Annotated in this window: 11 protein-coding genes; 1 reads left to right on the top strand and 10 read right to left on the bottom strand. The window is 35.6% G+C overall.

Annotation, left to right across the window (positions count from 1 at the left end; translation table 11 throughout):
• Positions 1-52: 52 nt before the first annotated feature.
• From NSQ18_RS12865 to zapA, 9 genes are all read right to left on the bottom strand, one after another.
• Complete coding sequence (locus NSQ18_RS12865) at positions 53-826, bottom strand: electron transfer flavoprotein subunit beta/FixA family protein (RefSeq protein WP_339288287.1); 774 nt, start codon at positions 824-826, stop codon at positions 53-55.
• A gap of 19 nt (positions 827-845) precedes the next feature.
• A complete protein-coding gene (locus NSQ18_RS12860; RefSeq protein ID WP_016837192.1) occupies positions 846-1,616 on the bottom strand; it encodes an enoyl-CoA hydratase in 771 nt (256 codons plus the stop codon).
• A gap of 13 nt (positions 1,617-1,629) precedes the next feature.
• Complete coding sequence (locus NSQ18_RS12855; protein WP_016837191.1) at positions 1,630-2,214, bottom strand: TetR/AcrR family transcriptional regulator; 585 nt, start codon at positions 2,212-2,214, stop codon at positions 1,630-1,632.
• Between the two features lie 93 nt (positions 2,215-2,307).
• Positions 2,308-3,999: a long-chain-fatty-acid--CoA ligase gene (locus tag NSQ18_RS12850; RefSeq protein WP_016837190.1), complete on the bottom strand. Its 1,692-nt coding sequence runs from the start codon at positions 3,997-3,999 to the stop codon at positions 2,308-2,310.
• Positions 4,000-4,383: 384 nt separating this feature from the next.
• Positions 4,384-4,803: a DUF350 domain-containing protein gene (locus NSQ18_RS12845; protein ID WP_026018975.1), complete on the bottom strand. Its 420-nt coding sequence runs from the start codon at positions 4,801-4,803 to the stop codon at positions 4,384-4,386.
• A gap of 5 nt (positions 4,804-4,808) precedes the next feature.
• Positions 4,809-7,175 carry an endonuclease MutS2 gene (locus NSQ18_RS12840; protein ID WP_016837188.1) on the bottom strand — a complete coding sequence of 789 codons (2,367 nt, stop codon included), beginning with the start codon at positions 7,173-7,175 and terminating at the stop codon, positions 4,809-4,811.
• Positions 7,176-7,202: 27 nt separating this feature from the next.
• Positions 7,203-8,912, bottom strand: a complete 1,710-nt coding sequence (polX, locus tag NSQ18_RS12835) for a DNA polymerase/3'-5' exonuclease PolX (RefSeq protein WP_339288284.1) — start codon at positions 8,910-8,912, stop codon at positions 7,203-7,205.
• Positions 8,913-8,997: 85 nt separating this feature from the next.
• On the bottom strand, positions 8,998-9,543 hold the full coding sequence (locus NSQ18_RS12830; RefSeq protein ID WP_339288282.1) for a CvpA family protein: 546 nt from the start codon (positions 9,541-9,543) through the stop codon (positions 8,998-9,000).
• Between the two features lie 5 nt (positions 9,544-9,548).
• Complete coding sequence (gene zapA, locus NSQ18_RS12825; protein WP_016837185.1) at positions 9,549-9,809, bottom strand: cell division protein ZapA; 261 nt, start codon at positions 9,807-9,809, stop codon at positions 9,549-9,551.
• Between the two features lie 204 nt (positions 9,810-10,013).
• Between zapA and rnhC the strand changes: the two genes are divergently transcribed.
• On the top strand, positions 10,014-10,958 hold the full coding sequence (rnhC, locus tag NSQ18_RS12820) for a ribonuclease HIII (RefSeq protein ID WP_339288280.1): 945 nt from the start codon (positions 10,014-10,016) through the stop codon (positions 10,956-10,958).
• A gap of 94 nt (positions 10,959-11,052) precedes the next feature.
• Here rnhC and NSQ18_RS12815 read toward each other — a convergent pair whose 3' ends face one another.
• On the bottom strand, positions 11,053-12,555 hold the full coding sequence (locus NSQ18_RS12815; RefSeq protein ID WP_016837183.1) for an ATP-binding protein: 1,503 nt from the start codon (positions 12,553-12,555) through the stop codon (positions 11,053-11,055).
• Positions 12,556-12,570 lie beyond the last annotated feature (15 nt).

The raw sequence follows: 12,570 nt of genomic DNA, 5'->3' as shown, positions 1-12,570 counted from the left end.
CGAATCTAATGAAATCTAATACTCTTCAATCCATTCTAATTGTTCAGAAAATTTAAATCGCTTTTGCTTCCGTATGAAGTAAATTTACTAATTCTTTCACTTGGTCTTTTAGTTCTCCTTCTAAGATGCGACCAGCAGATTTTTGTGGTGGTAAAAATACTTCCACTGTTTCAATTTTTGTTTCAACATCATCTTCATCGATGTCTAAATCATCTAATTCTAACTCTTCAAGCGGTTTTTTCTTCGCTTTCATAATACCTGGTAAAGAAGGATATCTCGGTTCATTCAATCCTTGTTGAGCTGTAACTAATAAAGGCAAGCTCGTTTCTATAATTTCAGAATCTCCTTCAACGTCACGAACAACTTTCACGTTATTTCCATCAATTTCTAATTTTGTAATCGTTGTTACATAATTAATGCCTAATAAATCAGCAACTCTTGGTCCAGTTTGACCAGAACCACCATCAATTGCAACATTTCCTGCCAAGATTAAATCTGGCTCTTTGTCTTTTAAATATTCAGCGAGAATATAAGCTGCACCACTGTGGTCTAGCTCGTCCAAATCATCTTCTGTATTGATTAAAACCGCTTCATCAGCACCCATTGCAAGAGCCGTGCGCAGTTGTTTTTCCGCTTCTTCATTGCCGATGGAGATTACCGTTACTTTTCCACCATGTTGATCTCTTACTTGAATTGCTTCTTCAATGGCATATTCATCATATGGATTGATAATGAATTCAGCGCCGTCTTCTTGAATTTTTCCATCTTGAATGACGATTTTTTCTTCTGTATCAAAAGTGCGTTTCATTAATACGAAAATGTTCATGTAAATTACCTCCTAAAAATTATTTGCCACTAAAAGTAGGTTGGCGTTTTTCAATAAATGCTTGAATTCCTTCTTTTGCATCTTCTGAATTAAATACAATGCCGAATTGCTCTGCTTCCGCTTTGATTCCTTCTTCGAATGATTTCTTACTGTATTGTAATGCATGAATAGCAGCTTTTAATGAAACCGGGCTCTTTTTGGCAATTTTTTTCGCCAATTCTAATGCTTGCGGTAAAAGTTCTTCTTGTGGTACAGCCTTATTTGCTAGCCCCCATTGTACGGCCTCTGCCCCTGAAATCGGCTCTCCTGTAAAAATCATTTCAGCAGCCTTTGCTAATCCGACATATCGCGGTAATCTTTGTGTTCCACCAAATCCAGGAATAATTCCAAGATTTAATTCAGGAAGACCCAACTTCGCGTCTTCAGCGACATATCGAATATGGCAACTCATCGCAAGTTCCAATCCACCGCCAAGTGCGGCACCATGAATTGCTGCGATGACAGGTTTTGGGAAAGATTCCAAGCGATCAAAAACAGCTTGTCCATTTTCTGCGAGATTTACTGCCTGTTGTTCAGATGAAACATCTGTGAACTCTTTAATATCAGCTCCTGCTGAAAAGAAACGTCCTTCACCGTGAAGTAAAACAACTCGAACATCATTATTATGTTCAACTTCAGTCATCAATTCGTCTAATTCACGGATTAGCTGTTGTGCTAGTGCATTTGCTGGCGGACGATTGATTGTTACAATCGCAACACCGTCTTCTGCTCTCCATTTTAGAAATTCCATGAAGACACTCCTTTTAATTATTTTTTAGACCATTCAATAGTAGATGCTTTACTTTAGGTGCATTATCTAAGAGGCTGTATCTGAAATCATTCATCACCCAAGACGTAATTGTCTCATCGATTGTTCCAAATACCATTTGTCTTGCAACTCTCACATCCATTGTTGGATTAAATTCGCCATTCATCATGCCTTCTACCAATATATTATCAAGAAGATTCAAATATTCTTTTAAAATTGCATTAATCTTTAACCTAAGCTCCTTATTTGATTGGCGCAATTCTAATTGGGTGACTGTCGCAAGGTGTTTATTATTGGCCAACACACTAAAATGGTTGTCTATCATTTTTGATAGTTTGTCAGAGGCGTTAGCACCAGTTTGAATGATTTCTTCTAAATTTTCAATAAAAACTCTCATTTTTTCTTTAAACAAGGAAATTAAAATATCCTCTTTATTTTTAAAATACAGGTAAATGGTCCCGTCTGCAACACCTGCTTGTTTAGCAATTTTTGAAATTTGTGTTTGATGATAGCCATTTTCGGCAATCGCAATAACTGCTGCTTCAATTATTTGCATGTATTTCGGTTTATCTCGATTCATGATGTTCACCACCAAAAAAATAAGAAAATATGAATGATTATTCATTCATATTTTCATATTATAATTTCATGAACTTTCTGTCAATAACTAATGCTATTTCGCTTGAAGCTCCTTAGCTTTCTGTTTTTCCTCATCAATTAATGTTCTTCTTAAAATTTTTCCTACTGCTGTTTTCGGTAGTGAATCTCTAAATTCATAAATGCGAGGTACTTTGTAAGCAGCTAAATTATTGCGGCAATATTTATTTAATTCATCTTCCGTCACTGTTTTACCCTCTTTTAATACAATGAAAGCTTTCACCGTTTCTCCCCGATATGGATCTGGAACTCCAACTACAACACATTCTTGAACCGCTTCATGTTCGTACAATACTTCCTCTACTTCTCGCGGATAAATATTAAATCCGCCAGCGATAATGACATCTTTTTTACGATCTACAACATAGAAATATCCTTCTTCATCCATATATCCTAAATCTCCAGTTAAGAACCATCCATCTGCAAACACTTTTGCAGTTTCCTCAGGGCGTTTCCAATATCCCTTCATCACTTGAGGTCCACGAATCGCGATTTCTCCTACTTCTCCAGGTGGTAAAATTTCATTTTCTCCTGGTTTCATAATCACCGCTTCTGTATCAGGCCAAGGAACTCCAATCGAGCCAACTACTCGTTTTCCCCAAATAAAGTTTGCATGGGTTACTGGTGAAGTTTCCGTTAAGCCGTAGCCTTCTACAAGTTTCCCACCAGTGATTTCTTCAAATTTTTCTTGTACTTCCACAGGTAGTGGAGCAGAACCACTTATACATGCATTGATGGAAGACAAATCATATTTAGATAAATCCGGATGGTTTAATAGACCAATATACATTGTTGGTGCACCAGGGAATAAAGTAGGTTTTTGTTTATCAATGGTTTTTAACACTTGTTCCACTTCAAATTTAGGAAGCAATACCATTTTGTTTGATTTCATGACGGATAAAATCAGCACTGTAGTCATGCCGTATACATGGAAGAAAGGAAGCAATCCTAATATAATTTCTTTTCCTTCCTCACATTTATATAACCATGCATCACACATCATTGTATTGGCAATTAAATTTTTGTGAGTCAACATTACCCCTTTAGGAACGCCAGTCGTACCACCAGTATATTGAAGAAGGGCTAAATCTTCTTCAAAATTAAAAGGCACATCAATTGGTTTCGGTTTTTCAACCTTCATGATTTCCGTGAATAAATGTGTGGAACCTCGATGTTCTACTTTGACACTAAAGCCATATTGTTTCTTCTGAATAAAAGGATATACGAGATTTTTCGGAAATGGAAGATAATCTTTAATACCCGTGATGATAACGTTTTCAATTTGTGTTCGATGAATGACTTTCATGATTCTTGGGTATAAAATATCCAATGCCAAAATTACTTTTGCTTCAGAGTCCTGCATTTGATACTCTAATTCCCTCTCTGTGTAAAGCGGATTTGTTTGAACGACAATTCCTCCTGCATATAAAATACCGTAATAAGCTATAACTGCCTGTGGACAGTTTGGTAACATGATTGCTACCCGATCTCCTTTTTCAACCCCTAAAAAACGAAGATAGTTGGCAAATTTTAATGCTGATTCATACAGCTCTTGATAATCCAATTCCCTTCCCATAAAATGTATTGCACATTTTTTTGGATTTTTTTCGTATGCTCTTGTCAAAAATGTTTGGACGGGAATTTCTTCATACTCCAGCGTATGCGGTATCTCAGCAGGATAATGTTTAAGCCAAATTTTACTAGACATCAACACATCCCCCTTGCGCAAATGTTCAAATTTTCTTGCAATTGTTACATTTATTATAATTGAAAAGAAATGGTCTTTCAAACTATTTTTTTAGAATTATAAATTTTTTCTACTTTAATTCTTAATTTTTCTTATTCATTCAATAATTTTAATACTATTTTCTATGACGAAAAATGTCGAATAATAGGGTTATTTACTATTTTGATATAACTATTAATAACTTTGTAACAATAAAAAAACTAGTAGAAACGCATGTTAACGTTTCTACTAGTATTAAAATTTTAATAATAACCATTATAGTGAAAGTAAATAATAAAATCCTATAATAAAAAATAAGACAGCTACAACGATAAGCACTTTTGCTAATTTGTCCATTGGAACCTCCTAAATGATGCTGGCACCGATGACGAAGGAAAGTCCAAGTGAAATGGTGAATGAAATCAATCCAACTGAACGATTATCCGCTGCAATCTCCTGATCGACATTGAAATGGGGGGTTAAAAATTCATATAAAAAATATGCGATGATAAGCAAAATAAACCCGTACAACCCCCAACCAATCATTTCAAAAAAAGTATTATGCCTTTCAATGGAATAGCGGAATATATTGCAAACACCTAGTATTTTTCCTCCAGTAGCAAGGGCGACGGCAACATTTCCTTTTTTAATTTCTTCCCAATTTTTATATTTTGTCACCATTTCAAATAAGACCATTGAAACTATTAAACATAATACAACAACACTAAAATAGCCTGCTGTTTCTATTAAAGGATGTTGCCAAAAAGTTGTACCCACATTCACCATCCCCTTTATTTTAATTCAACGACAGTTACTCCTAAGCCACCTTCACCAGCTTCACCATATCGGAAAGAACGAACTCGTTTATGTTTTTTCAAATATTCTTGAATTCCTTGGCGTAAAGCCCCTGTACCTTTTCCATGAATAATTGTTACACGGCTATAGTTGGCAAGTAGGGCATCATCAAGATATTTTTCTGTTTTCATGATGGCATCTTCTAACCGTTCTCCTCGCAAGTCTAATTCTAATTTAACATGACTATTGCGATTTTTCACCGTTGTCAATGTAATTCTTTGTTTTTCTTTTTCTGGCTTCACATATTCTAAGTCTGACTCATCCATTTTCATTTTTAATATACCGATTTGCACAACCCACTCATTATCGGAAACTTTTTCAATTAGCGTTCCTTTTTGACCGTAGCTTAATACTTTTACTTCATCACCAGGTTGTAAGTTTTGTGCTCGTTCACGAATTTTCGCTTGTTTTTTCAAAATTGGATTTTCTGCTGGTAATGCGTCTTCTAAACGCTTTTTCGCTTCGATGATTTCATGGTCTTTAATAACTTGATTAGCATTTTGCTGCATTTCACGTAATTCTTTAATGATATGTTCTGCTTCTTTTTTCGCATCCTCAATAATTTTCCGCGCTTCTTCCTTCGCTTTTTGTTCAAGGCTTTCTTTCTTTTCGTTAAATGCACTCAATTTTTCTTCTAACTGCGCATGCAATTGTTGTGCTTCTTCTAAAATTTCATGCGCTTCCTCTACTTCCTGTTCAGCGCGGCGTCTGCTTTCTTCTAATGAAGCAATCATCGACTCTACTTCTCGACGGTCAGTACCTGTATAAGATTTCGCTTGATTAATGATGGAATCTTTTAAGCCGAGACGCTTCGAAATTTCAAATGCATTGGATCGTCCCGGAACGCCTATTAATAATCGATAAGTAGGACTAAGGGTTTCAATATCAAATTCAACACTTGCATTGATAACTCCTTTTCGGTTATACGCATATGCTTTTAATTCAGGATAATGGGTTGTAGCCATAACGCGCGCCCCTTTATCCACAACTTCATCTAAAATTGATATCGCAAGTGCCGCCCCCTCTTGCGGATCGGTACCTGCCCCAAGTTCATCAAACAAAATTAACGAGTTTTCATCAAAGTGTTTTAATATATCGACAATGTTCACCATATGGGATGAGAAAGTGGATAGCGATTGTTCGATGGATTGCTCATCACCAATATCCGCAAATACTTGACTGAAAACGGAAAGCTCTGAGCCATCTAATGCAGGTATTGGTATTCCCGCTTGTGCCATTAAGGTGCACAATCCAACCGTTTTTAATGTGACGGTTTTCCCCCCTGTGTTTGGCCCAGTAATCACAATTGCTGTATATTCTCGACCAAATTCAATTGTATTCGGCACCGCTACATCCATTGGGATTAGGGGATGTCTTGCTTGTATTAGACGAATATATCCTTCATTGTTCACGCTTGGCTTTGAGCATTTTTGTGCCACACCGTATTTCGCCTTCGCTAATATGACATCGATATCCGCTAGTATTTTAACTAGTTCAAATAAATCGTTCGCTACTTCTTGGACTTTTTCCGTAAGGGCAAGTAAAATCTTCTCTATTTCAGCCTTTTCACGAACCTTTAAACGTTGAATTTCATTATTGATTTGCACAACTGATTCCGGCTCAATAAATAAAGTTTGCCCTGAAGAAGATTGATCATGAACAATCCCGCCGTAGTAGCTTCGATATTCCTGTTTTACCGGGATAACATAACGGTCATTTCGAATTGTTACGATAGTATCCGAAAGCATTTTTGCTGCGTTAGGGCCTCTCGTTAAACTATCAAGTTTTTGTCTCACTTTCGCTTCTTCTGAGCGCAGTTGTTGTCTTATTGACCGTAATTCCACGCTAGCGGAATCCAACACCGTTCCATTTTCATCAATGCAATGATCAATTTCATGCTGTACCGCTGTTAAAATCGGCATATTATTTTTTCTTTCAATAAAATGTGGTATTTGAATTTCTTCATCATTTTCGATATCTTCAATAAAATTTCTTAAAATTCGACTTGCTCTAATAGTACTTGAAATTTCCATCAATTCCATTGCACTTAGCATACCGCCTATTTGTGCCCGCTTTGTATGTGGACGAATATCAAAAATACCTCCCATTGGCACATGTCCTTTTACCCGTAGGATGGCTAGTCCCTCATCCATTTCTTCTAAAAGTTCAACAACCTTTTCAAAGTTTGGCTCTGGCACAAGCTGCTCTATTTGTTGCTTCCCTAAGGAAGATGTACAAAAGTCTGACACTTGCTCACGCACTTTATCGAATTCAAGGGTTTTTAATGCTCGTTCAGCAATCACTCTGAACACTCCTGTCTGTACATATGTTTACTTATTTTTCCGAATAAAATTTTTGAACTGTTCAACGCTCCATGTATTGACAACTAGTTCTTTTTTCAACCACGCTTTTTGCGCATATTTTGTACCGATTTCCATATAATCAAGTTGTTCAATCGCATGGGCATCTGTATTGATTGCAATAGGAACACCAAGTTCCATCGCTAGTTTCAAATGTTCTATACATAGATCTAATCGGTATGGGCTAGCATTCAATTCCAAAATTTTCCCATACTCTTTCGCCCAATGAATTAATTGTTCAACGTTAGGATTATATCCTTCACGTTCACCAATAATTCGACCAGTTGGATGTGCAATCATATGAACGTAGGGATGTTGAATCGCCGCAAATAATCGTTCCATAATTTTTTCTTGAGGTTGAGAAAAACTTGAATGAATGGAGGCGATCACAAAATCCAGATTTTTTAATACGTCATCATCATAATCGAGGGAACCATCAGGCAAAATATCCATTTCTGTTCCCGAAAATAAAGTAAAATCAGGGTGAGCTTCATTAAAAGCTTCAATTTCTTCACGCTGTTTTTTTAACCTTTCCGGTGTTAAACCATTTGCTACTTTCAAATATTGAGAATGGTCTGTTATCACTCCAAAATGATAGCCTTTTGAAATAAGCGCTTCTCCCATTTCTGCTATGGAATGAGCACCGTCAGAATAAGTGGTATGCATGTGTAAATCAGCCTTAATATCTTCTATTGTAACCAATTCTTTAATTTCATTTAACCGATCCAATTCTTGTCCCGTTTCGCGAACAGTGGGCGGAATGTAAGGAAGTCCAAAATGAGCGAAAAACTCTTTTTCCGAATGGAATGTAAGGATTTGTCCATCTGGTTGTTCCACACCATATTCGCTAATTTTCTTCCCTTGTTCTTTTGCTAATTGACGCATGCGAACATTATGATCTTTTGAACCGGTAAAGTGATGAAGTGTTGTGATAAATTCTTCATTTGCCACTAATCGAAAATCAACGTTGACAAGCTCGTCCAAATCCAATATGATGGACACTTTTGTGTCTCCACTGCTAACGATTTCTTTTATTGTTAATTCACTTAAAAGCTGTTCCCTAACTTTTTCAGGACTTTTTGTGGCAATGACAAAATCCAAATCTTTGCTCGTTTCATTCACCCGACGGAAACTCCCGGCAACAGAATATCGTTCAATTTCTTCAATGGATGCAAGTAGTTGATTTATTTCTCTCACAACCGATTCAAGATACCAAATAGGAAGTCTTCCTGTTCGTTCTCCAAATTGTTCAAGTTCCTTCAAAATTTTCTCTTCCGTTTTCGGTCCAAACCCAGGCAATGATCGTACCTTTTTGGATTCACAAGCTTCCTTCAACGCTTCACGACTACTCACTCCAAGTTCCTGGTATAGCTTTGCAAGTTTTTTACCGCCAAGGCCAGGTATTTTTAATAGAGGGATTAAGCCTTTCGGTATTTGTTTTTCTAATTCGATTAATTGTTGGGACTCTCCCGTTTGAATCAGCTCTTCAATGACTGCTCCCGTGCCTTTTCCAATCCCTTTAATTTTCGTAAAATCATCAATTTCTTCAAGACTTCGTTCATCCAACTCTAATGCATTCGCCGCTTTTCGAAAGGCGGATACTTTAAACGGATTTTCTCCTTTAAGCTCCAAATACAACGCAATTTTTTCCAATGTACGAATGACAATTTTTTTATTCAACTGTCCCACCCTTTTTCTATTTTAAACCGCAAAAAAGTATCTCCGCTGTGTTGATGGAAGATACTTTTGACAATCATTTCGTTGTTTATTGATTTTCCAAATAAATATACCATAGTTTTTGGAATAATTGAGTTACGATTGGGGTATGTTCAAGCATGAAATTGGCAATAAATGAACTTCCCATGAGTTTTTGAATAGCATCAATTGGTAATAATGCGAAAACATATAATAAAATAAAAAGTATAAAATAAAATTCCACGAAGCATAGTAATGCCCCTAAAATGCGATTAAAAGATTTTAATACTGGTAAAAATGTTAAAAAATCAAATACCGAAGCAACAATTTGCATGGCAAGTTTAACAACAAAGAAGATTACCGCAAAAGCAATAATACGATAAAATGTTTTATCTACATCCAATGCATCCAACACTAATGTAAGAGAAGAGTCCGGCTGCAACCCCGGATATGGAATCCATAACACAAATTTTTCTGCTAGCGGTTTATAGTAAATGTAAGCCACGATTAACGCAACAAGAAAACCAACAAGATTAATTGCTTGCATGATAAAACCGCGCTTCATTCCTATTAATAAACTAGCAGCAAAAACAAAAAGCAATATGATATCTAACATGCAGTTCAACCCTTCAGTTTTTTCAATTCTTCTTCTAATCTCTCAACTTCTTCTTTGAGCTTTAAAAACTCATGAACACTGTTCACTGCGGTTAACACAGCTAGTTGAGTCGTATCGAGAGATTGATTATGTAATTTAATTTCCCTCATTTTATCATCTACGATAGAAGCGACTAATCGTAAATGACCAATGGATTCATTACCTACTAATTTATAAGTATGGCCATATATTTCGACTTCTATTTTATTTTTCTCTTGCTCAGCCAAGTGGGCACCTCCTAGAAGCTCGATATTTTTTCATAGGAGCTGTTAATTACATATATTTATGTTTTATTAGAATCAATAAGTTTATCATATCATCTTTATTCGTTGTCATACAACCTAGAGTTAAAAGGGATATTGTAGAATTTCATTCTCAATCTCCTTTTGATAAAATCAATTTAAATCTTTCTTGGGAGAAAGGGTCGTATCATGAACAATATCGTCTTAAAATTATTACCACAACAACTCAATGAAATAGAAACGTATTACTTAAAACATAAGGTAGAACGTAATACACCTGGTGTCGTATTTGCAGCAAAACTCCCCGATGTAGCCATCACCGTATACAGTTCTGGAAAAGTAATGTTTCAGGGTTTAGGAGCTCAACGGGAAGCTAGCCGATTTAACGAATTCGCTCTAACTGATGAAAACAATCAACAAAACATAAACTCAATAGGAGATACACTTCCGGAAAACTTTTCAAAATTGTCTGTTATTGGATCTGATGAAACAGGAACTGGAGACTATTTCGGTCCAATTACAGTCGCTGCTGTCTACGTACCAAATGACAAAATTGAACTAGTAACAGAACTGGGAGTAAAAGATTCTAAACAACTAAACGATCAAGCAATCCGAGAAATTGCACCTCATTTAATTGCAACTTGTGTTCATAGCCTTTTAACATTACGCAATGACAAGTATAACGATTTGCAAAGCCGCGGCTTAACTCAAGGAAAAATGAAAGCCATGCTGCACAATCAAGCTTTAAAACATGTGCTCCATAAAATTTCACCGGAAAAACCGGATTATATATTAATTGATCAATTTGCAGAAAGAGACACGTACTATCAATATATTCAAAATGAAAAAGAAATCATTCGCGAAAACGTTCTTTTTTCGACAAAAGCTGAACAGCAACATATCGCTGTTGCAGCCGCCTCCATCATAGCGCGTTATGCTTTTTTAATCGAAATGGATCGCCTATCTGACATTGTTGGGTTTCCCCTTCAAAAAGGCGCTAGTCATTTGGTCGATGAAATGGCAGCAAAAATTTTGTTGCAGCAAGGTGAAAATGTTCTCCGTTCTATCGCAAAATGGCATTTTGCGAACACTAAAAAAGCCAAAAGGATTTATGAAAACTTCGCAAGTAGATGACTAACATTCAAAATGGTCGATTGTGGAATCGACCATTTTATATTGCTATTCATTCCAATCATCTAAGTACAAATTGGTAAGAAATAGGGTGATATTAACCATTTAAAATCTTTAAAATTTTATCCATTACAATTAAGTTATTGACAACAACTACATGCAGTTTTTTCCTCGCTCTGCTAATGTTTTGATAAAGCATTTTCGTCGGTTGATAATACGGCTTCTTGAAATTCATTTTGGCTGCTAATTTATGATTCGGTTTATAGTAAAACGAATCATCAATTACTGCTACAACATAATCGAATTCTTGCCCGATTACGTCAGCGGTTGTCACTGCTAATGGATTGCTTTGATTGTTGGAGCGATCAATAAACCTTGAAGGCGTGAAATCAATCACTTTCCAACCAGCTTGCTGTAAAAAATACAGGTAACTCTTTGTCGCTTGAATGGATGAGAAATATTGAATGCTCACATTAGAATATTGTTGTACAGGCACTTCCGTCGATAGATCAAACAACTTCTTAATAAATGAATGGATTTCTTTATTATATCGAACAACTTCTGTTAACTCATACTTCACAGGTTTCAATGTCGTCTCGATGATTTTTGGTACTTTATTTCTCATTTCAACAGTCGTTAATACTTGATTAGGGTCGTACGAGAATATACATTTCGTTTTTGATTTTTCTAAGAGATGAATGAAGCTCTGTAATTTATGAATATATAAACGCTGTACTTCATCGAAAATAATTAAGTCATATTTTGATAAATCCGTTTCTTTATGTATGACCTTTTGAAACTTACTAATTGGCACAATTGGCCATTTGTATTCTTCAATTAGCTTCAAATGTCCTCCATTTAATCGTCCGCAGTTAAAAATGATGACATTTTTCGATTGTCGAATATACTCTTTCGCAATGTCATAAGTGAGTAAGGATTTTCCTGTACCAGGGCCACCTTCAATCGCAAATATTTTTGATTGATTCGTCGGCTTGGCATGAATGATTTCTCGTTTATATGTACTTTGTTGGGCACTTAAAAAATATTTATCTTCCATAAATGCTTCTGTTGAATTGAATGGGGATACTAAGTAATTCGACGGATCAAACAAATCATCTAAATTTTCTATGACTTGTATTTGTTGTTGTATTAATTTATCAATTAAAAAGTGAAAATCAACTTCTTCAATTTGATGGTTTTCGTTTAACTTATATAATCTATTGATTGATGAAACATAGGTAAAATTGTATACATCCACATCTAGAAATTTTAAATAATGACGGTTTTGTACAAGCTGTTTCGTTATCTTTTCTACATTTCCTTCCCGCTTCAATTCAATATTGATGACACAGTCTTTCCCAATTCTTAATAAATCAAATTCCTTTCCGATTTGCTTAATCATATAGCCGACGTAATAACCATTGTAAATATGTATAACTTTAGATTTCTTTCTCAACTCTTCAACGAAAGCATGTAAATCATAAAATTCACTCGTTCGGATTCTTGGGTTGATTCCGAACTGCTCCAGATATTGTATAAAATTCGTTTCATATAAATCTTCTTTTGCATTCAGCAAAGAAAATAAATTGATCGGCTTCACAATAATATCCCCTTT

This window comes from Ureibacillus sp. FSL K6-0786, assembly GCF_037965165.1.
Taxonomy (GTDB): Bacteria; Bacillota; Bacilli; order Bacillales_A; family Planococcaceae; genus Ureibacillus; species Ureibacillus thermosphaericus.
The sequence above is the reverse complement of the archived record's forward strand: the minus strand, read 5'-3'. Positions and strand labels throughout refer to the sequence as shown.